Source organism: Arthrobacter sp. Y3221048 (assembly GCF_059092685.1).
Genome location: NZ_JBNHHX010000001.1, coordinates 670,948 through 691,314, shown reverse-complemented (window position 1 = coordinate 691,314; position 20,367 = coordinate 670,948). Strand labels below are relative to the sequence as shown.

The following is a 20,367-nucleotide window of genomic DNA, read 5'->3' as shown; positions in this document are numbered from 1 at the left end:
TCCCCTTAGGTCGAAAACGACAACCGGGCTGAGACCCTACAGCTGCTAGCCGTGCTCAACCGCCATGTTGGCGAAACGTGAGTAGTGGCCCTGGAAACCGACCACGATCGTCTTGGTCGGGCCGTTACGGTGCTTGGCAACGATGACGTCGGCTTCGCCGGCGCGCGGGGATTCCTTGTCGTAGATGTCCTCGCGGTGGAGCAGGATCACCATGTCCGCGTCCTGCTCGATCGAACCGGATTCGCGAAGGTCGGACACCATCGGCTTCTTGTCCGTACGCTGTTCGGAGCCACGGTTCAGCTGCGAGAGCGCGATGACGGGGACTTCGAGTTCCTTGGCCAGCAGCTTGAGGGCACGGGAGAACTCCGAGACTTCCTGCTGGCGTGATTCGACGCGCTTGCCGGAGGACATCAGCTGGAGGTAGTCGAGCACCACCAGCTTCAGGTCGTGCCGCTGCTTGAGCCGCCGGCACTTGGCGCGGATTTCCATCAGCGACATGTTGGGGCTGTCGTCGATGAACAGGGGCGCATCATTCATCCGGCCCATGGTGGTGGCAATCTTGCCCCACTGCTCGTCCTTGATGGTGCCCTTGCGCAGGTCCTGTAGCCCGATGGTGGCTTCCGCGGAGAGGAGGCGCATGGCGATTTCGTTCCGGCCCATTTCCAGGGAGAAGAAGACCGTGGTCATGTTGTTCTTGATCGCGGCAGACCTCGCAAAATCCAGTGCGAAGGTGGATTTGCCAACGGCCGGCCGCGCCGCGATAACGATCATCTGGCCGCCGTGCAGGCCCTGCGTGAGCTCGTCGAGTTCGTAGAAGCCGGTGGGCACGCCGGTCATGCCTTCGCCGCGGTGGCCGGCGGATTCGATCTCGTCGACGGTGCCTTCGATGATGTCCTTGAGCGGCACGTAGTCTTCCGCGGTGCGGCGCTCAGCAACGGCGTAGATCTCGGCCTGGGCCTGGTTGACGATGGCGTCGACCTCGCCGTCCTGCGAGTAACCCAGCTGGACGATCTTGGTGCCGGCGTCGACCAGGCGCCGGAGCACGGCACGTTCCCGGACGATCTCCGCATAAAAGCCCGCGTTGGCGGCCGTGGGGACGGACTGGATCAGGGTATGCAGATAGGCGGGCCCGCCGATGCGGGAGATTTCGCCGCGCTTGGTCAGCAGGTCGGAAACGGTAACGGCGTCGGCCGGTTCGCCACGGCCGTAGAGGTCGATGATGGCCTCATAGATGCTTTCGTGGGCGGGGCGGTAAAAGTCCACGCCGCGGAGCACTTCAACGCAGTCGGCGATGGCGTCCTTGGAGAGCATCATGCCGCCCAGAACCGACTGTTCGGCCACGAGGTCCTGCGGCGGCGTGCGGCCGAATTCGGAATCCCGACCTGTTGCCGAATCCGCGTGCGCTAACGACACCGCTGCCTGCTTTCTTTGCTCCTCGAACCGGATACCGCATCCCCCTGGATTCAGAATTACCAGCCGGATCGGACCATTTCGTCGGATCGTTGTGGGCGCGCAGACTGCCATTAAGCGCGCGGCTCCAAGTGGGATACTCCGGCAACCGTAGCCCCCTTCCCCCTTCCTACCAAGCGAGTTATCCACTGACCCTGTGGATAAAATGTGGATCGGTGGGCGTGTCTTGTGCACAGGCTGTGCGCAGAGCTGTGGAAACAATGCTGAACTCGCGAGTAACATGCCCCTGACCTGCGGAAACGCTATCCACCGGATGTGGACAAAAAGAAGTTCACTGTTGATTTTCCGGCCATTTTTGCGGTTGACAGATCCGGAATAGGCGCGTAAGGCAAATGTTATCCACCGGTTATCCACAGGCCGTGAATTACAGGGCTGTGATGCCCGCTTTCGAAGGCTGTTGGCGCGCGGGCCATCGTGCGGGACGTACGATTCAAGTATGGAATTTGTGGTGCCGTTGCTCATCGCCGTACTGGTGGTCGTGATCGGCCTGGTGATTATGCGGTTGGTCTCACGCAATAAAGCGCGCGGGCCCCGCCCGGGGAGCGGATCGTCGGCGAGGGCGGCACCTGCCACGACCCAGGAAGCCGCTGCCGCAGCCAGCGGGCGTTTGAACCAGCAGCAACATACCGCCGTCTACGCCCTGATTGCGCAGGGGCAAGCTTTTGCTGCAATTCGCGAATACCGGACCGCCACCGGTGCGGGGCTCAGGGAGGCTACCTCCGCCGTCGCACAGATGTCCGCGCACCCGCAGCCCTACGCGGCACCCCGCCAGGAGGCGCCCCAGGCGCGCCCGGACGACGAGGGACCCCGGGAGGTGCCGCCAACGCGTCCGGAGGACGAGGAGCCCCAGTCCCCCGCATACCCCGCGGAAGAGGTGGTGCCGCCGGCGGAGCCCGCTCCCGCACCCCTTCCCGAGCCGGCCGGATACCGGTACCGGGCCATCGTGTCCAAGGGCGACACCATCAGGGAGGTGGCCAGCACCCGCCTGAACGACGACGTGTTTCAGCGCATCCGCACCGCGGCCCTTGAGGGCGATCGCGACGGCGCCGTCCGGCTGCTCTTGGAGCACTCGGAAGCGACCGAGGTGGAAGCGCGCGAATTCGTGGATTTGATCGAGCCGGACGAGGAGCCCTAGCTACGGGTCAGCACGCCCCCGACCGGCGCCGCAACGGCCCCGGGTGCTGGCGGTGCTGGCAGCGGGCAGGGCTTTCTGGAACACTTCACCCATGGCCGAGAACAAGACTGCACCCACGGACGTACCCGTCGACGAGTTCCTCGCGTCAGTGGAGCACCCCGTGCGGCGCCGGGACGGCGAGACCGTGGTGAGCCTCATGCGGGAGGTTACCGGGCAAAAGCCGGTCATGTGGGGCCCCTCGATCATCGGCTTTGGCAGCTACCACTACAAGTACGCCAGCGGCCACGAGAGTGACGCCGCCGCCGTGGGCTTCTCGCCGCGGAAGGCCAACCTGGCGCTGTACGGCTTGACCTACGCGCCGGGCTCCGCGCCGCTGCTGAAGCGCCTGGGCAAGCACAAAACCGGTGCCTCGTGCCTCTACGTCAACAAGCTCGCAGACATCGACCTTGACGTGCTCAGGGAACTGGTCTCGCTCGGCTACCGGCACATGACCACCACCGACCACGAATCCCTGCAAAGCCAGCGTTAGGGCAGCCGGGTCAGAGCTCCACCGTCCCGCTGATCACGGTCTCTACCGTCCCGCCGACCCAGACATCGCCGCCGTCGGAGTCGATGTAGACCCGCGCGTCCCGGCCGAGCGCCGTTCCCTGGCGAACGGAGTACGCGGCAGGTGCCGCGCCCTCGTCGATCAGCCACTGGGCCAGCGCGGCGTTCAGGCTGCCGGTCGCCGGGTCCTCCGCCGGAAGGTCCTCGAAGCCCATCAGCCCGCGGACTTCGAAGTCGACGTCGGAGCCGCCGGGATGGGCGCCGATCAGACCGACGCCGAGCGGTGACAGGGCGGCATAGTCAGGCACGACGTCGAGGACGGCCCGGGCGTCCCGCAACTGCAGGGCCTGCCACTCGGGGCCGTTATCCGCCCACTGGTGGCGCAGCACGTCGCCGCGCTCAATCCCCAATGCGGCACAGATCTTTGCGACGTTCTCCTCGGGGAGCGGCCCGGTCCGCCGCCGGGGCGGCGCAGCGAAAGCCAGCCGTCCGCCGTCGTGCTTGACCTTGACCAGGCCGGCTCCGCATTCCTGCACGATCGCTCCCCCGGCCTTCGGCTGCCCGCCCGCGGCCAGCCAGACGTAGGCCGTACCCAGCGTGGGATGGCCCGCGAAGGGCAGCTCGCCGCTGGGCGTGAAGATCCTGACCCGGTAGTCAGCTTCCGCGCTCTCGGGCGGCAGGAGGAAGGTGGTCTCGGAGAGGTTGGTCCAGTTGGCGAAGCGCTGCATCTGCTCGTCGCCCACATCACCGGCGTCCGACACGACCGCCAGCGGATTGCCCGTGCACGGTCCGGTTGCAAAGACGTCCACTTGGCTGAACTGATGTGTGCTCACGTCCTACAGCGTACCGGGCGTTAACCGCTGCAGGCCGGGTCCTGAACGGACCCGGCCTGCAGCGACAGTGAGGCTGTTAGCCAGCAACGACCTTGAGGTCGATGACGGCGGAGACCTCTTCGTGCAGACGCACGGTCGCCTGGTAGTCGCCCACCGACTTGATGTGCTCGGTCAGTTCGACCTTGCGCTTGTCGATGGCGCCGAGGCCGGCGGCCTCGACAGCGGAAGCCACGTCGGCCTGCTTGACGGTGCCGAACAGGCGGCCCGACTCGCCGGCCTTGACGGTCAGCGTGACCGGCTTGGCGGACAGCTGGGCAGCGAGCTGCTGCGCGTCTTCCAGGGATGCGATCTCGCGAGCGGCACGTGCAGCCTTGATGGACTCCACCTGCTTCTCGCCGCCCTTGGTCCAGGTCAGGGCGAAGCCGCGGGGCAGAAGGTAGTTACGGGCGTAACCGTTCTTTACCTCGACGACATCGCCAGCAGTGCCGAGACCGGTCACTTCGTGGGTCAGAATGAGCTTTGCCATGTCAGTACTCTCTCCTCTTCGCTTCGCTTAGCCGCGGCCAGCGCCGGAGTAGGGCAGCAGGGCAACTTCGCGGGCATTCTTGATTGCCAGTGCGATCTTGCGCTGCTCCTGCACGGTGACGCCAGTCACGCGGCGGGCGCGGATCTTTCCGCGGTCAGAGATGAACTTGCGCAGCAAAGCTACGTCCTTGTAGTCGATGACGGTGACGTCAGCGGCCTTCAAGGGATTGGACTTTGGTTTGGGCTTACGAATTTCAGCCTTAGCCATCGTGGAGCTCCTTTATCTTGTGGAGCCCGTGGATCTTTTCCACGGGATGGGGTTTGTTTTAGAAGGGAGGTTCGTTGGAGTCCGGACCGTTGCCCCAGCCGCCGGACGAGCCGCCGGCCGGTGCGCCCCAGGGATCGTCCTGGGGGGCGGGCTGCTGGCCGGACTGCTGTCCGCCCCAACCGCCCTGGTTCTGGCCTCCGCCGAAGCCGCCGCCGCCAAAGCCACCGCCCTGGCCACCGCCGAAGCCGCCCTGGCCACCGCCGGAGCGCTGGGTACGGGTGACCTTGGCAGAGGCGTAGCGCAGCGAGGGGCCGATTTCGTCGACCTCAAGCTCCATGACGGTACGCTTTTCGCCCTCTTTGGTTTCATACGAACGGGACTTCAGCCGGCCCTGAACGATCACGCGCATGCCCTTGGTCAGGGTTTCAGCGACGTTCTCGGCAGCTTCGCGCCAAACCGACGCCCGGAGGAACAGGGTTTCCCCGTCCTTCCATTCGTTGGACTGGCGGTCGAAGGTCCGCGGCGTGGATGCAACGGTGAAGTTCGCTACCGCGGACCCGGACGGGGTGAACCGCAGCTCGGGATCGTTGGTGAGATTACCGACGAGCGTGATAACGGTTTCGCCTGCCATGTTGCCTCCTGATGTCCTAGTCCCGCTTGCCGGCGGCGCGCGGGAATGTCTTCGTCAATGCCGCTCCCGGAACGGGTGCGGCGATCACAGCTGATTACTCAGCGGAGATCTTCTGCTCCTCCGGGCGGATGATCTTGGTGCGCAGAATGGTCTCGTTCAGACCAAGCTGGCGGTCAAGCTCAGCAGCAGTGGCGGGAGTGGCGGTGAAGTTGACCACCGCGTAGATGCCTTCGGACTTCTTCTTGATGTCGTAGGCGAGCCGGCGGCGTCCCCAGATGTCCACCTTGTCGATGGTTCCACCATCGTTGCGGACAACGTTGAGGAACTTGTCGAGCGAGGACTCTACGGTACGCTCTTCGACCTCGGGGTCGATGATTACCATCAGTTCATAAGCACGCATTGTGAACCCACCTCCTTCGGGCTAAGCGGTCACGGTCTTTCCGTAACAGGAGGTTCTGTTGCGTTGCCTGCCTGCCACCGCGGCGACTTCCGTGTGTTTTGGCTATTGTCACAGGAAATACCAGCCGGCGCTGACAGCACAGACTTACCAATGGTACCGGACGGCGGTCCGGGCTCGTGAATCCGCTAATCCGACCTGTCCTCCACAGGCCCGCGCGGCCGGAAGCGTTGTCCGCCACAGGCACGGCGGCAGTAACGCAGCCCTGGGATCGGCGCGCTCAGTAGTCCAGCCCCAGGCTGGGCACCACCAGTCCGGTCTCGTACGCGTACACCACGGCCTGCACCCGGTCGCGCAGGTGCAGCTTGGCGAGGATCCGCCGCACGTGCGTTTTGACGGTTGCCTCCGAGAGGAAGAACCGGTGGGCGATCTCCGCGTTGGAAAGACCCTCCGCGATGGTCCGCAGCACTTCCAGTTCACGCGGCGTCAGGTCATCCAGCAACGGGTCGCGCTGCGGCGGCGCCGCCGGGCTGCCGCCCGGGGCCAGGCCGCGCACATAGGTCTCCAGCAGGCGCGCCGTCACCCGCGGCGCCACCACGGCGTCGCCGGTGGAGACCAGGCGCACCGCCTGGACCAGTTCCGCCGGTGCCACGTCCTTGAGCAGGAAGGCACTGGCCCCGGCCTGCAGCCCGGCAAAGGCATACTCGTCCAGGTCGAAGGTCGTCAGGATGATCACTCGCGCGCACAGCCCGGCGGCGACGATCTGCCGGGTGGCTTCGATTCCGTCCATGACCGGCATCCGGACGTCCATCAGCACCACGTCCGGGGAGAGCGACCGCGCCAACTCCAGCGCCTCGGCGCCGTCGGACGCCTCCCCCACCACCGCGACGTCGTCTTCGCCCTCCAGGATGAGCTTGAAGCCCATCCGCAGCAGCGGCTGGTCGTCCACCAGCAGCACCCTTACCGGCCCGGCCTCGCTGCCGTCCGTGCTCTCAGACACTCTCGTTTTCCTCTCCGGGCCAATACAGTGTTGCCTCCACCATCCAACCACCGCCGGACCGCGGACCGCTGGCAACGCGGCCGCCGTAGACGGCGGCCCGCTCGCGCATGCCCGGAATGCCCTGCCCGGCCCCGAGCGAGTCGGCCGGGCCGACCTGCCGGCCGTCGTCGGCCACCGTGATGTGGACGGCGTCGCCGTCCCGTACCAGGGCAACATCCACCCGGGTCACGTCCTTGGCGTAGCGCAGCACGTTGGTCAGCGACTCCTGCACGATGCGGAAGACGATGAGCCGGAAATTCTGGTCTTCCGGGAGTGGCGGCCCGGCCATCACCGTGCGCAGCGGCAGGCCGGCGGCCCGGAAGCCGTCCAGCAGGCCGGTCAGCTGATCCCCGGCCGGTGCCGGCGCCAGCGGGGCAGCGTCGTCGGCACCGTTCCCGCCGCGCAGCACGCCCAGCACCCTGCGCATGTCGGCCAGCGCCGACCGGCCGGTGGCGGAGAGCTGGTCCAAAACCTCGCCGGCGCGTTCCGGGTCCTTGCGGACCACGACGGCGGCGCCATCCGAGAGGGCGATCATCACCGAGAGCGAGTGCGCGACCACGTCATGCATCTCCCGGGCGATCCGGGTCCGTTCGGTCGCGGACGCCAGCCGGGCGTTGTCGTCCGCCCAGCTCTGCAACTCGGCATCATGGAGCCGGTCCCGGCGCACGGTGACACCGATGCCCGCGGCGATAATGTTCGCCAGGATCAGCACCAGGCCGGACACCAGCCCCACGTATCCCGGAACAGCGCCGGCGGCTATTTGCTTGGCGATCTCCGGCGGCATCCGGACCGCCATCGCCGCGATCATGGGCAGGGCCGCCAGCACCGCCGCGGCAAGGGAGCGGACGGCCGGCCGGGTGGTCGCGACCGTGTAGACGGCAAACCACATGGCGAGCGAACCGCTGCCGGTGCTGGTCAGAACCACGATCAGCATGTCCACCACGGCAATGGCCGCGAGCACCAGCAGCGGCGCCCGGCGCCGCCAGACCAGCGCGGCCCCGCCGGCCAACAGCAGCATCAGGGGCGGCCATTCGCCGTCGAGCGCGGTGGTCAGGGCATTGGGCAGCCCGAACAGCACGTGGATCACGACCAGCGCCCAGTCCGTGACCACGGGGTGGGTATGGAAGTAGCGCCGGATCGGGCCCCGGCGCCTGGACGATATTTCGGTGAAGGAGACGGCGGCCGTTCGTTCCGCCGCCTCCTTCACCGAGGCTTGATGAGACACGCGTCGAGCCCGGCCGCGCCTAGACGTCCCGCGTCTTGGTGGTCACGGCCGCCCCGGCCAGCAGCACTGCGGCCCAGGCGGCCATCACCAGCCCGCCCTGCCACTGGGTCAAGTCGCCCTCGGCGGTCTCGAGCATGAGCATTTGGCGTCCCGCGTTGGAGGGCAGGTAGGGCATCACGCCGTCCTGCACCCAGTCGAAGGGGATGATCTGGGCGACGATCGGCAGCACCAGCAGCAGCACGACCAGCGTGACGATGCCGCCGGCGCTGTTGCGCAGCAAGGATCCGAGCGCCAGCGCCATCAGCGCCACCACCGCCAGGTAAAGGCCGGACAGCAGCATCGACTGGACCAGGTTTTCCACGTCCAGGCCGAATTCCCTGCCGTAATTGGCCAGGATCGGCTGCAGCAGGAAATAGGTGGCAAAGCTGGAAGCGATTCCGACGACGGCCGCGACGACGGCGACGACCAGCGCCTTGGCGAACAGCGGCGACAACCGGGACGGCACGGCCGTCATGGTCGAGCGGATCATGCCGGTGGAGTATTCGGAGGCGATCAGAAGCACGCCCAGTGACCCGATGATCAGCTGGCCGAAGTCGATCCCGCCGCTGGTCATGAGGTAGAGGATGGACTCATCCATGCCGGCGGCGGCCGGATCCTGGCCGGCGGCCTCCATCTGCTCCATGCCGGTGGCGACGCCCCAGCCGCCGAGCAGCCCGATGCCGACCATCACCACGACGGTGGTGACCAGCAGCACCCAGGTGGAGCGCAACGTGGTGAACTTGATCCACTCGCTCTTCAACGTCCGGGGGAAGCTCACGCCGGGGCCGGTGACACGGCCGGCCTGCGGGGTCAGGGTTGCAGCGCTCATGGTCACTTTCCTTCCTGGCCGACGCCGGCGGCGACGGCAGCGTGCCGTCCCGACCCTGCGCTGCCGGCATTTTCGTGTACATCGGCCACCGGGCCGGAGTGGTATTCGACTTCGTCCTTGGTCAGGTCCATGTAGGCCTCCTCCAAGGACGCCTGCAGCGGGGTCAGCTCGTAGACGAGCACCTGCTGGGCGAGGGCCGTCTCGGCGATGGCCCGCGCGGGGACGCCGCTGACCTCCAGCAGTTCCGGCTCGCGGGCTTCAACGGTGACCCCTTCCCCGGCCAGCGCGCGGGTGAGGACGTCGGGCCGGTCGGTGCGTACGCGCACCCGCTGGGCCCGGTTGTTGAGGATGTCCTGGATGGGCGCATCGGCGATGATCCGGCCGCGCCCGATGACGATCAGGTGGTCGGCGGTCAGCGACATTTCGCTCATCAGGTGCGAGGAGAGGAACACCGTCCGGCCCTCCGCGGCGAGTGTCTTGACCAGGTTGCGCACCCAGAGGACGCCTTCCGGGTCCAGCCCGTTCACCGGTTCGTCCAGAATGATGGTCTGCGGATCGCCGAGCAGGGCGGCCGCGATGCCCAGCCGCTGCCCCATGCCCAGCGAGAAGCCGCCGACGCGCTTCTTGGCCACGGCCCCGAGGCCGGTCAGCTCGATCACGTCGCGCACCCGCTTGGTGGGGATGCTGTGGGTCGCGGCCATGGCCCGGAGGTGGTTGTACGCGGTCCGGGAGGTGTGCACCGCCTTGGCGTCCAGCAGGGCGCCGACTTCGCGCAGCGGTGCCCGGTGCTTGGCGTAGTGCTTGCCGTTGACCAGGACGTCACCCGAGGTGGGACGGTCCAGTCCCATGATCATGCGCATGGTCGTGGACTTGCCGGCGCCGTTCGGCCCCAGGAAACCGGTCACCCGGCCCGGCTGCACGGTGAAGGAGACGCCCTGCACTGCCGGTTTGTTTCCGTAGACCTTGACCAGGCCCTGTGCCTCGATCATCTGAACCGTCCTTCGTGGATTGGAGGAGCGCCCGGATTCCCGGGGCCAAGGAATACGTTACGGATTGCCGGCCGGCCGCACACCGCACTGCGGGATGATCTTCGCGTCCGGCCGGGTCGTCCTTACGGATGACGCTATCCGCCGGTGAGCTACCGGCCATTGAACATGCTGCCCTGCCTCTCCGCCTCCAACGCAAACTTCAACATCAATAGATCGCCTACCAGGGTGTATGCGAGACGGGCATGGTGTGGCGGGGCGATTCATGCACCGCCGCCCAGGTTGCAAGACGCCCAATCCGTGCGGCCGCCGGTCTCGAATACATGGCATGAGCGAGACACCGGATATCAGAATTGCCACCGGCGATTCGATGGTATTGGCTCTTGCACGGCGCGCTGCCGTAGAAACACTCGCCGAGCTTGAGCGGACCTGGCGCTATCCCCAGCCTGATGCGGTGGTGGCCGCGGCGCGGCGGCATCTGGCAGCCGCCGAGAACTGGGCCGATGCCCGCCGCGAAGGGGTTTAAAGGGACAAGCACCGCACATAGATTTACGTGCCGGGCCGCTCGAAGGTCGCCTCGACTGTTCCTGCCATGGCTGACTCTTTCGCAGGACCGAGGAGCCGGACCTCTCGCCTGCCCGCTGCTTCCCTCACGATCCAGGTCTGCAGACCCGATTGCAGATGGACCTGCCGCAGGGTCGTGCACAGATATTGACGGCACGTTGGACGCCAGAGAGGACGGGCCCCGGACCTCAAGGCCGGGACCCGCACCCTCTGCGACGCGTCAACCGCTGTCGTTCCTTTCGATGACCACGGCAGGCCGTATCAGTGGTGGGCCCGGTCCAACTCGCCGCACGCGACCGGAAGTGTCGCCCACGCCGGCAGCCCCGGCAGGGAGGCCACAGACGCCGGGAGCGGATTCACCCGCGCGTCCGGGTTGATGCCGTGGATCACCACGTGACGGGTGCCCAGCTTCAGTGCCTCCTTCAACTCTGCCTGCAGGTGCGACTTGGAGGCGTGCTCGTGGTACCGGTACCGGCCCTTCGCATCGGCGACGGGGAAGTCCAGCGACGGCGCGAAGCTGTCAAGCTCGCTGTCCAGGGAAACAAGGATGGGTCCGTACTTCGGCAGGCCCTCGATGACATCCACGAAGCCGTCGCGGTTTTTGTCGTCCGAAGCGTTCGGGCACTTCTCGCCTGCGTGGATGTGCTGCGGGTGCAGTGTCTTAGCGGTGACGCCCCGGACCTTGATCGTCACGCTCACATCGTCGCCCTTGACCCTCACCACCGCGGTTCCCTGGGTGGAGGGAATGGTGTAGGTCTTCTCGGCCACGGTGTGTTCGCCTGCGTTCAAGGGCTTCAGGTGAGCGACGAAAGTCCGCCCCGCATCCCGGTGGTGGTGGTTGTTGCCTCCCCAATCGGGCTGCGGGCCAGAGGAGGCGGAAGCCCCTCCGGCCCCCAGCAGCACCAAGGCGGCCGCCGCGGCCCCTGCGAATCCGGCTGTTTTACGCATGATGGCTCCTGAAATAATCTCGGGCTCTCTACGGCAAATCGGAGTAGCGTCGCCCGTCTTACAACGGGTATTCGCAGTGATGCAGCCTACGGATTGGAATCTTCCGGATTTTCATCTGCGGGGCTGCGTCTTTCCGGCCGGAGCGAGGGGTGAGAGGGACGGGGCGATCGGCAACCGTGCCGGCCACGACGAGGAGACTCTCGCAGCATGAGCCAAACGAACGTGTGCTCACGATTGCTTGCTGTCCAGCCGGGCCGGGCAACCCGTTTCGCACCCGCCCTTGAGGCCCGCTGGAACTCCCTCGTCCGGTGTGAAGGTGCATGGCGTTTGCAGCGGCTCCGAGGTCCGCAAAGCCGCGTGATTCGTAGAGTCTGCGGCCAGTTGGGTCTGCGGTGAGGCTGACGTGAGCAACGCATGGCACGCGTGCGGATATCTTCGGGCGGGCTATCGAGCACGGCACCGCCAACGCCGCGCTGCTGAGGCGGGGGCAGCGGCCCGGAGCCTACACCGGAGCCTTGGGGATCATGATCCACAGCGCGATGTAAACCAACTCCCCGATACCGACCAGTCCGAAAATAATGAACGCGAGACGCACGAGCACTTTCGGAAGGCCGAAACGGGCGGCCAGGGCCGCGCAGACACCGGCAATCAGTTTGCCGTTCCGGGGACGAACCAATGCAGCAGCCATGGCCACAGTCTAGAACCGGCGCCGCTTCCCGAACAGCATCCAGCGGCGAGCGACCGCGCCGACGAGGGGGTCGTCGAAGAGCGGGCGCAGCTTAGCAACCCAGTCTGGACTTGCGATGGCGTCAGCATCGAGGTAGGCGACAAACGGCGCCGTCGTCGCCTCGAAACCGGTGTTTCTCGCCCCACCCGGTCCGCCGTTATTCTTCCGTACGACGAGTCGCGCGCACCAGCCGCCTGGGCAACCTGCTCAATGCGCGCTGCGTCGGAGCGAAACGACGCATCGTCGACGACGGTGATGGGGAGTCCAGCGTCGGCAAGCGAGGCGAGGCACCGCTCGAGCGGCCGAGCACCGCCGTGTACGGGAATCACGATCTCGACATCGTCGACGCCTCAGGCCTCGATAGGAAGCGGGTCCGCGATGCCCCGGTCGAGCAGGTAGATCGAGGCCTCCCGATCCTCATCACTCTGCGCAACGATGCCGCTGCGATTCGCCGCATACAGTTTTCGTGCAAACGGTCGAATCGAGCCGGGCAGCAGCGCCACCTCCCACGGCGATCCGCCGATGGTGACCTTTCCCGGCACGAAGGACGACCCCCGACGTCCACGCGGGCGGTATACGCGTCGTGAACTCCGAGGTCTCGAATGTCCGAAGCGGCGGTACTGGGTACGGCTGTGGCACTGGAACCGGCGGTGGTCGCCGATCCGAACGCGCCGGGCGTGTCACCGACTGAGTCGCCTTCCAAGGCATCAACATGGAGTCTACTGCACCGTCATTTCGACCGGGCGATCCGCAGCGGGTTTGCGCGGCTGCGACTTCTTCTCCTGTAGCGAATCAGGCGCGGGCGCGTCTATTGCGCCGAGCACTGGAGTAGCGCCCGGAGTCCCGGGGCCAATGAATACGTTACGGAGTGCCGGCCGGCCGCACACCGCACTGCGGGATGATCTTCGCGTCCGGCCGGATCGTCCTTACGGATGACGCTACGTGCTCCTGTCCGGCCCTAGCGGCCTCTCCCTGTCTCTCGTGGTGTCACGGTCACGAGTCGCGAGAGGTCGGTGCCTGGCGCGGCGAGTCGGTCCACGGTTTCGAAGACGAACTGTTGCATGGCCGCTGCCGCGGCCGAGGGTGGGACGTCGGTACGCCGGGCGAGGTTGACAGTTCGGGTCAGCTGGGGGCTCACCAGGCGGGTGCTGTCCAGCGTGGGGCGGTCGATGACCACCATGGCCGGAACCACGGCCACCCCCAGCCCCCGTTCCACGAATCGGAGCACTGCGTCCATTTCGGCGCCCTCGACGGCGATCGTCGGGGTAAGTCCTGCAGCGGAGAATGCCGCGTCCGTGGCCACGCGCAGGTCGTAGCTGCGGTTGAACGCGACTTGGGGGATCTCCGCCAGTTCCGCCAGGGTGAGCTCGGCCCGGGTCGGGCTTTCACCCCGTTGCTCCTGCCCGTGTCCTGGCATCGGGGAGCCTGCGGCTGAGATCACCACCAGTTCCTCGGAAAGCAGGGGGATCAGCTCGGTGCCGGGTACGGATGGTTCGGACCCGCGGGTGACCATCAAGGCAAGGTCCAGTGCGTTCTCGTTCAAAGCGTCCACCAGGGAGCGCGAGCCGCCCTCGGTGATGTGCAGATCCACTCCTGGATGCGCGGCCCGGAAGGCCGCCAGCACGTCGGCAACCAGTGAGACGCAGAGGGTAGGCGGGGCGCCGAGCCGGACGTGGCCGCGCCGAAGCCCGGCCAGTTCATCCATCTGCTCGCGGGCGAACCGCGCGTCACCCAGCATCCGCCGCGCGATGGGCAACAGCACCTCGCCTGCGTCGGTCAGCGTCACCCCGGCCGGTCCGCGGCGAAAGAGTTTGGTGCCGACGTCGGCCTCCAGCGCGGCGATCTGCCGGCTCAGGGACGGCTGGGCGAGGAAGAGCTCCTCGGCGGCACGGGTGAAGTGGCCGTTCCGGGCCACGGCCTCAAAGGACGACAATTGCTCGAGTTTCATCATAGCCTTTTCGCATCAGTTCTATCCAGACAATGCATTGGACTCATGATAGCCGCCTTCCTAGCATGGAGATATGAGCACAAAGCACGCCCCCGAGCGACTGTTGTCCACCTCTGTCCTCGTCATCGGTACCGGTGGCGCCGGATTGCGCGCCTCGATCGAACTGGCGCAGCGCGGGGTCCAGGTGCTGGCGGTGGGCAAGCGGCGCAAGCACGACGCCCACACCACGCTGGCGGCCGGCGGCATCAACGCCGCGCTGGCCACCATGGATCCGGAGGACAGCTGGCAGCAGCACGCCGCCGACACCTTGCGCGAGTCCTATTTCCTGGCCGATCCGGCCATCGTGGAGACCGTGGCGCGCAATGCCGCCGGCGGCATCGAGGACCTGGAGAGGTGGGGGATGCCCTTCGCACGGGAGGAAGACGGGCGGATTTCCCAGCGCTTCTTCGGCGCCCATAAGTACCGCCGAACTGCCTACGCCGGCGACTACACCGGCCTGGAGATCCAGCGCACCCTGATGCGCCGCGCCGCCGAACTGAACGTGCAGATCATTGACAGCATCTACATCACCCGCCTGCTGGTGGCCGACGGTACCGTCTTCGGCGCCTACGGGTTCGACGTCGTGGACGGCACGCCCGTACAGATCCACGCCGACGCGGTGATCCTGGCGGCCGGCGGACACACCCGCATCTGGCGCCACACCTCCTCCCGGCGCGACGAGAACACCGGCGACTCCTTCCGCCTGGCTGCCCTCGCCGGAGCCCGGATCCGGGACGCCGAGCTGGTCCAGTTCCACCCCTCCGGACTGCTGGAGCCCGACGACGCTGCCGGCACCCTCGTCTCCGAGGCAGCACGCGGCGAAGGCGGCATCCTCACCAACGCGCTCGGCGAGCGCTACATGGAGCGCTACGATCCCGAGCGCATGGAGCTGTCCACCCGCGACCGGGTGGCCCTGGCCGGGTATACGGAGATCGCCTCGGGCCGGGGAACCGAGAAGGGCGGGGTCTATCTGGACGTGTCCCATCTGCCCCGGGAGGTTATCCTGCAGAAGCTGCCCCGGGTCTACCGCACCTTGATCGACCTGCAGATGGTGGACATCACGACCACGAAAATGGAGATCGCCCCGACCGCGCACTACTCCATGGGCGGGGTTTGGGTGGCCCCGGAGGACCACGGCACCGGCGTGCACGGGCTGTACGCCATCGGCGAGGCGTCCTCGGGCCTGCACGGGGCGAACCGCCTGGGCGGAAACTCGCTGATCGAGCTGCTAGTCTACGGACGCATCACCGGCGGGCACGCCGCAGAGTACGCCGCCTCCCGCACCACTGTCCGCCGGGACCCCTCCGCCGTCGAGTCCGCCCGCGCCGAGATGCAGACCCTGCTCAGTGAGCGCGGGACCGAGTCAGCCCGGCGGCTGCAGCGCGAAGTGCGCAACCTGATGACCGAGCACGCCGGCGTCGTGCGCACCGGGCAGGGGCTGCAGGACGGCCTGAACAGGCTCGCCGCCCTCGAAGAACGCGCGCGGCACGTCACCGCGCACCCGGACATCGCCGGGTTCGACGACCTGGCGCACGCCTACGACCTGCTGGGCTCGCTCCTCGCGGCCCGGGCCACGCTCGAGTGCGCCCTCGAGCGGCGTGAGACGCGGGGCTGCCACAACCGTGCGGACTTCCCCGAGATGGATCCGTCACTGCAGGGCAACTTCGTTTGGTCCCCTAGCGAGGGAGTCAGCTTTGAGGCCCTGCCCCCTGCCCCGGACTCCTTCCGGTCCCTGGCCCAAGCCGACGCCGACGACTCGATGGCCGGCAAACTCGTCGAGTAGCCCTGACCTGCCGTCAGCCGTCATCAGTGGAGCGTTTTGGGGCATGAGTGTGCCGAGGGACGGACCTGGACGGCAGGCGCCAAGGACCTCCGGCCTCGGGCATGCCGGGGGCGGCGGGGCGAAGCCTACACCTGAGCCTTGGGGATCATGATCCACAGCGCGATGTACACCAGTTCCCCGATACCGACCAGTCCGAAAATCACGAACGCGAGACGCACCAGCAGTTTCGGCAGGCCGAAACGAGCGGCCAGGGCCGCGCAGACGCCGGCGATCAGCTTGCCGTTCCGGGGACGAACCAATACAGCAGCCATGGCCACAGTCTAGTAACCGGACCCGCTTTCCCAACAGCATCCCGCGGCGGAAACGGCCCGGAGGTACCGATCCCGCTTCCCGGATGTTTCCAGCACGGTCACTTCTTGCGGGCCGTGAACAACAGGTACTCCCATTCCATCCGGCCGCCGCCGAGATCGTACCGGCTGGCCAGTTGTTCGAGTTCCTCATCGAGGGCCTGGACCCGGTCCGGTTGGTCCGCGATGAACCTGTACGTGTTGATAGTGGGCCCGTAGCGGGCCTTGAAGAAGTCGCGGAACTCCCCGGCGGTGGCGAACCTGTCGACCGTCAGCTTTTCCCGCCGGGCGAGGACGTCGGTGGCCCGGTCCCCGAACAGGTCCAGCACGTGCTGCTGGTTGCCCCAGAGCGGCGGGGGTTGCGCCCCCGGAGGAGGCGGGGGTGCGTAAGGCCTCATGGTCGCAAACATCTGGCCAATGAAGCCTTCCGGCGTCCAGTTGGCGAGGGCGATCGTGCCGCCGGGCCGCAGCACGCGGACGAGTTCGTCGGCACTCGCCTGGTGGTTGGGGGCGAACATGATCCCCACGCAGGAGATCGCGGCATCGAAAGTACCATCCCCGAACGGGAGGTTCTCGGCGTCGGCCTCCAGCCAGTCCACGGAAACCCCTGCCTCTTCGGCCAATCGGCGCCCCTGCTCAAGCAGCTCGGGAGTGAGGTCCGCCGCGGTGACCTGGGCCCCGGCCTGGGCAGCGGGGATGGCCGCGTTGCCGGAACCGGCCGCAATGTCTAGAACACGGTCACCGGGCTGAATGCCGCTGGCCCCGACGAGAGCGGCGCCCAGCGCCGGGATAACCTCAGTAGCGACGGCGGGATAGTCGCCGAGGGCCCACATGGCCCGGTGCTTTGCCTTGATCCCCGAATCGTCTGGTTGATTGCTCATTGCCATTGGCTCCTGCGATTGAAGGCCCCTCGTTTTGGGGTTCTTCAAGGATGGGTCCGCGCCCGGGAAATTTCCAGCAAAAGATCCGGACGCGGGCGCCCGGTGGAGGCCGTGGGCGGAAGCGCCTAGGTCCGGGCCCGGCGCTGCTCGCGGGCGGCCGGGGCGGTCAGCAGCGAGGCGACCATCACCGCGGCCACGGCCAGCAGGGCGTTGCGGAGGCCCACCTGTTCGCCCAGGAACCCGAGGAAAGGCGGTCCGGCCAGGAACGCCACATAGCCCAGGGTCGAAACCACCGACACCCGTCCCGCGGCCCGGGCCGGGTCGTCCGCGGCCGCGGACATGCCCATCGGAAAGCCCAGGGCTGCGCCGGCTCCCCAGAGCACCGCCCCGGCAAAGGCCAGCGGCAGGTTCGGCGCCAGCACAAAGAGCAGCAGGCCGGCCAGTGCCGTGCCCAGGCTGACCCGCAGCACGGCGACGCGTCCCCAGCGGTCGATGAACCGCCCGCCGGCCAGGCGCAGCACCGTCATGGTGGCCACGAAGACCCCGAACATGACGGCGCCGGTCGCTTCGGTGGCGCCGAGCCCGACGACGGTCGCCTGGGCGATCCAGTCGTTGGCGGCGCCCTCGGTCAGGGCTGCCCCGAGGACGACGACGCCGATCAGCACCGTGCGCCGCTCCCGCCAGGCGGCGAAGCGGCCGGGGCGGGCACCGCCGTCGTCGTCATGCTGGGGGCGGTGGGGCAGGAAGGCCCGCGGCACCACCCAGGTCGCGACCGCTACCACCACGGACAGCACCGCCAGATGGGTGGCCAGCGAAACCCCGAGCACGGAGAGCCAGGCGCCGATCATGGCGCCTGCGAACGCGCCCAGGCTGAAGGCGGCGTGGAACTTCGGCATGATGGTGCGCAGCAGTTTCCGCTCCACGTCGGCGCCTTCGATGTTCTGCGCCACGTCCCACCAGGCCACGCCCACGCCGTAGCAGAACAGCGCCGCGGCGGCGGCGGGAAAGGAGCCGGCCGCCAACGCCGCGGCGAGGCCGGCCGCGCTGACCGCTGCGATCAGCCCGCCGGCCCGGACGCTGTTGGCCGTGCCGATCCTGGCGGCAAGGGGGCCGGCCAGGGGCAGCGAGATGACCGAGCCGAGGCCGAGGGCCAGCAGCAGCGCGCCGATGCTGCCGGCGCTGATGTCCAGCGTCGCCGCGGCGGCCGGGATGCGGGCCGCCCAGCTGGCGAAGACCAGCCCGTTGAGCCCGAAGATGGCGAAGGTCGCGTAGGTGGCGGCCCGGACCGGGCGCGGCGGTTCGTAGGGGCGGCGCTTCGCGGCCTTGCTCCCCTCGACGTTCCCCTCGACGCCGGGCGGTTCAGCGCTCCCGGACAACACGGTCCTCGTCCCACACCGGGGTATCGCTCTCGTAGACCCGGCCGTCGGAGCCGAACACCAGGAAACGGTCGAAGCTGCGCGCGAACCAGCGGTCGTGGGTGACGGCCAGCACCGTGCCCTCGAACGCGTCGATGGCCTTCTCCAGCGCCTCCGCGGAATGCAGGTCCAGGTTGTCCGTCGGCTCGTCGAGCAGCAGCAGGGTGGCACCGGAAAGTTCCAGCAGCAGGATCTGCAGCCGTGCCTGCTGTCCGCCGGAGAGCGAGTCGTACAGCTGTTCCGCCTGCCGGGCCAGGCCGTAGCGGTCCAGGACGGCGGCCGCGGCTTCGCGCCCCAAGCCGGAGCGGTGGTCGTCGCCGCGGTGCAGGATGTCCACCAGGGACTTGCCCAGCAGGTCCGGGCGGATGTGGGTCTGCGCAAAGAAGCCGGGGCGGATCCTGGCCCCGAGCTTCACGGTGCCGGTGTGCGGCACGTGGGCGATCCGGACTTCCGAGACGGGCAGGTGCTCTTTCTCCGGGTCGGTGCCGCCGCTGGCCAGCAGGCGCAGGAAGTGGGACTTGCCGGAGCCGTTGGATCCCAGCACGCCCACGCGGTCGCCGAACCAGATCTCGGTGCTGAACGGCTTCATCAGCCCGGTCAGCTCCAGCTTGGTGGCCACCACGGCCCGCTTGGCCGTGCGCCCGCCCTTCAGCCGCATCTGCACGTTCTGTTCGATCGGCACGGCCTCCGGCGGACCGGCCTCGAGGAACTTTTGCAGCCGGGTCGTGGCGGCGTGGTATCGATTGGCCATGTCGGAGCGGAACGCGGCCTTGTTCTTGTACATGTTCACCAGCTCTTTGAGCTTGGCGTGCTCCTCGTCCCACCGCTTGCGCAGTTCTTCGAAGCGGGCGTTGCGGTCGTCCCGGGCCTGCAGGTAGCTCTCGAAGCCACCGCCGTGGACCCAGGCGGTGGCCCCGAGGGCGCCGGGTTCGAGGGTGACGATCCGAGTGGCCGCATTGGCCAGCAGTTCACGGTCGTGGCTGACGAACAGCACTGATTTCCGGGATTCCCGCAGCTTTTCTTCCAGCCAGCGCTTGCCGGGCACGTCCAGATAGTTGTCCGGTTCGTCCAGCAGCAGCAGTTCGTCCGGGCCGGCGAAGAGCGCTTCCAGCACCAGGCGCTTCTGTTCGCCGCCGGACAGGGTCGATGCGGTGCGGTGCTGCGCGCGGTCGAAGGGCACGCCCAGGGCGGCCGTGGTGACCTCGTCCCAGACGGTCTCCTGCTCGTAGCCGCCGGCGTCGCCCCAGTCCGCGAGCGCCTGCGCATACCGCATCTGGGTGGGCTCGTCGTCGCGCTCCATCATGGCCAGCTCGGCTTCGTCCACGGCCCGTGCCGCGGCGGCGAGTGCCGGCGGGGCGGCGCCGACCAGGAGGTCGCGGACCGTGGTCCCGTCCCGGACCTGGCCGACGAACTGCCGCATGATGCCCATGGCGCCGGAGCGCGCCACGGCGCCTTCGTCCGGGGCAATGTCGCCGGCGATGATCCGCAGCAGGGTGGTCTTGCCGGTGCCGTTGGGTCCGATCAGCGCGGTTTTGGCGCCGTCGCCGACCTTAAAGCCGACGCCGTTGAGCAACTGGCGGCCGTCGGAGAGGAAATAGGTGATGTTGGAGACGTCGAGATGGGCCACGGACCCAGTCTGTCATGGTCGCGGGCATACGAAATGGCTCAAAGTCAGGCCTCCCCATTAGCCAACTCACTTCGAGCCATTTCGTGTGCGGCATCGGATCCACCGCCCTAAAGCGCGTCCCCCCAACTGGGATCCGGATGCCGCCGCCTCCGGTGTGGTCTCCCG

22 protein-coding genes and 1 pseudogene are annotated in these 20,367 nt (G+C 67.5%); 4 read left to right on the top strand and 19 right to left on the bottom strand.

What is annotated here, in order from left to right; all coding sequences use genetic code 11:
- Positions 1–45: 45 nt before the first annotated feature.
- Positions 46–1,413 carry a replicative DNA helicase gene (dnaB, locus tag AC5RVS_RS03225; protein WP_493941666.1) on the bottom strand — a complete coding sequence of 456 codons (1,368 nt, stop codon included), beginning with the start codon at positions 1,411–1,413 and terminating at the stop codon, positions 46–48.
- A gap of 493 nt (positions 1,414–1,906) precedes the next feature.
- Between dnaB and AC5RVS_RS03220 the strand changes: the two genes are divergently transcribed.
- Together AC5RVS_RS03220 and AC5RVS_RS03215 are read left to right on the top strand one after the other, a co-directional pair.
- Positions 1,907–2,605 (top strand): hypothetical protein, encoded by a 699-nt coding sequence (locus tag AC5RVS_RS03220; RefSeq protein ID WP_494107079.1) that lies wholly within the window; start codon positions 1,907–1,909, stop codon positions 2,603–2,605.
- 91 nt (positions 2,606–2,696) lie between these two features.
- Positions 2,697–3,134: a DUF1801 domain-containing protein gene (locus AC5RVS_RS03215; protein WP_494107078.1), complete on the top strand. Its 438-nt coding sequence runs from the start codon at positions 2,697–2,699 to the stop codon at positions 3,132–3,134.
- 10 nt (positions 3,135–3,144) lie between these two features.
- Here AC5RVS_RS03215 and AC5RVS_RS03210 read toward each other — a convergent pair whose 3' ends face one another.
- The 9 genes from AC5RVS_RS03210 to AC5RVS_RS03170 form a co-directional block, all read right to left on the bottom strand.
- Entirely contained in the window at positions 3,145–3,984 is an 840-nt protein-coding gene (locus AC5RVS_RS03210; protein ID WP_494107077.1) for a PhzF family phenazine biosynthesis protein, read from the bottom strand.
- A gap of 76 nt (positions 3,985–4,060) precedes the next feature.
- Positions 4,061–4,510 carry a 50S ribosomal protein L9 gene (rplI, locus tag AC5RVS_RS03205; RefSeq protein ID WP_493988326.1) on the bottom strand — a complete coding sequence of 150 codons (450 nt, stop codon included), beginning with the start codon at positions 4,508–4,510 and terminating at the stop codon, positions 4,061–4,063.
- Between the two features lie 27 nt (positions 4,511–4,537).
- The gene (gene rpsR / locus AC5RVS_RS03200; protein ID WP_136787674.1) at positions 4,538–4,777 is read right to left on the bottom strand and encodes a 30S ribosomal protein S18; all 240 of its coding nucleotides are present in this window, start codon (positions 4,775–4,777) and stop codon (positions 4,538–4,540) included.
- Between the two features lie 58 nt (positions 4,778–4,835).
- Positions 4,836–5,408, bottom strand: a complete 573-nt coding sequence (locus AC5RVS_RS03195; RefSeq protein ID WP_494107076.1) for a single-stranded DNA-binding protein — start codon at positions 5,406–5,408, stop codon at positions 4,836–4,838.
- A 94-nt stretch (positions 5,409–5,502) separates the two neighbouring features.
- Positions 5,503–5,808 (bottom strand): 30S ribosomal protein S6, encoded by a 306-nt coding sequence (gene rpsF / locus AC5RVS_RS03190; protein ID WP_136787676.1) that lies wholly within the window; start codon positions 5,806–5,808, stop codon positions 5,503–5,505.
- 277 nt (positions 5,809–6,085) lie between these two features.
- Positions 6,086–6,805 (bottom strand): response regulator, encoded by a 720-nt coding sequence (locus AC5RVS_RS03185; RefSeq protein ID WP_494107075.1) that lies wholly within the window; start codon positions 6,803–6,805, stop codon positions 6,086–6,088.
- Positions 6,798–8,069 (bottom strand): sensor histidine kinase, encoded by a 1,272-nt coding sequence (locus AC5RVS_RS03180; RefSeq protein ID WP_494107074.1) that lies wholly within the window; start codon positions 8,067–8,069, stop codon positions 6,798–6,800. Before AC5RVS_RS03180 ends, AC5RVS_RS03185 begins: the two co-directional genes overlap by 8 nt.
- A gap of 19 nt (positions 8,070–8,088) precedes the next feature.
- A complete protein-coding gene (locus AC5RVS_RS03175) occupies positions 8,089–8,937 on the bottom strand; it encodes an ABC transporter permease (RefSeq protein WP_494107073.1) in 849 nt (282 codons plus the stop codon).
- Between the two features lie 2 nt (positions 8,938–8,939).
- On the bottom strand, positions 8,940–9,926 hold the full coding sequence (locus AC5RVS_RS03170; RefSeq protein WP_494107072.1) for an ABC transporter ATP-binding protein: 987 nt from the start codon (positions 9,924–9,926) through the stop codon (positions 8,940–8,942).
- 325 nt (positions 9,927–10,251) lie between these two features.
- Here AC5RVS_RS03170 and AC5RVS_RS03165 point away from each other — a divergent pair, with 325 nt between their 5' ends.
- The gene (locus AC5RVS_RS03165; RefSeq protein ID WP_494107071.1) at positions 10,252–10,449 is read left to right on the top strand and encodes a hypothetical protein; all 198 of its coding nucleotides are present in this window, start codon (positions 10,252–10,254) and stop codon (positions 10,447–10,449) included.
- A 299-nt stretch (positions 10,450–10,748) separates the two neighbouring features.
- On the opposite strand, the gene AC5RVS_RS03160 is transcribed toward AC5RVS_RS03165, so the two are convergent.
- The 5 genes and pseudogenes from AC5RVS_RS03160 to AC5RVS_RS03140 all read right to left on the bottom strand — a co-directional run bounded on the left by AC5RVS_RS03160 (position 10,749) and on the right by AC5RVS_RS03140 (position 14,110).
- Positions 10,749–11,435 carry a hypothetical protein gene (locus AC5RVS_RS03160; protein ID WP_494107070.1) on the bottom strand — a complete coding sequence of 229 codons (687 nt, stop codon included), beginning with the start codon at positions 11,433–11,435 and terminating at the stop codon, positions 10,749–10,751.
- 502 nt (positions 11,436–11,937) lie between these two features.
- A complete protein-coding gene (locus AC5RVS_RS03155; protein ID WP_494107069.1) occupies positions 11,938–12,123 on the bottom strand; it encodes a PspC domain-containing protein in 186 nt (61 codons plus the stop codon).
- 9 nt (positions 12,124–12,132) lie between these two features.
- Positions 12,133–12,339 (bottom strand): annotated as a pseudogene (locus AC5RVS_RS03150) (glycosyltransferase family A protein); the annotation flags it as partial.
- A 173-nt stretch (positions 12,340–12,512) separates the two neighbouring features.
- Positions 12,513–12,704: a hypothetical protein gene (locus tag AC5RVS_RS03145; protein WP_494107068.1), complete on the bottom strand. Its 192-nt coding sequence runs from the start codon at positions 12,702–12,704 to the stop codon at positions 12,513–12,515.
- A 416-nt stretch (positions 12,705–13,120) separates the two neighbouring features.
- Positions 13,121–14,110: a LysR family transcriptional regulator gene (locus AC5RVS_RS03140; protein WP_494107305.1), complete on the bottom strand. Its 990-nt coding sequence runs from the start codon at positions 14,108–14,110 to the stop codon at positions 13,121–13,123.
- Between the two features lie 73 nt (positions 14,111–14,183).
- Here AC5RVS_RS03140 and AC5RVS_RS03135 point away from each other — a divergent pair, with 73 nt between their 5' ends.
- Entirely contained in the window at positions 14,184–15,932 is a 1,749-nt protein-coding gene (locus AC5RVS_RS03135; protein WP_494107067.1) for an L-aspartate oxidase, read from the top strand.
- 125 nt (positions 15,933–16,057) lie between these two features.
- On the opposite strand, the gene AC5RVS_RS03130 is transcribed toward AC5RVS_RS03135, so the two are convergent.
- The 4 genes from AC5RVS_RS03130 to AC5RVS_RS03115 all read right to left on the bottom strand — a co-directional run bounded on the left by AC5RVS_RS03130 (position 16,058) and on the right by AC5RVS_RS03115 (position 20,202).
- A complete protein-coding gene (locus tag AC5RVS_RS03130; protein WP_494107066.1) occupies positions 16,058–16,243 on the bottom strand; it encodes a PspC domain-containing protein in 186 nt (61 codons plus the stop codon).
- Positions 16,244–16,341: 98 nt separating this feature from the next.
- Positions 16,342–17,160, bottom strand: coding sequence for a class I SAM-dependent methyltransferase (locus AC5RVS_RS03125; protein WP_494107065.1), 819 nt, complete (start codon positions 17,158–17,160; stop codon positions 16,342–16,344).
- Between the two features lie 125 nt (positions 17,161–17,285).
- Positions 17,286–18,416, bottom strand: a complete 1,131-nt coding sequence (locus AC5RVS_RS03120; protein ID WP_494107304.1) for an MFS transporter — start codon at positions 18,414–18,416, stop codon at positions 17,286–17,288.
- A gap of 103 nt (positions 18,417–18,519) precedes the next feature.
- Positions 18,520–20,202: an ABC-F family ATP-binding cassette domain-containing protein gene (locus AC5RVS_RS03115; protein WP_494107064.1), complete on the bottom strand. Its 1,683-nt coding sequence runs from the start codon at positions 20,200–20,202 to the stop codon at positions 18,520–18,522.
- Positions 20,203–20,367: the final 165 nt, after the last annotated feature.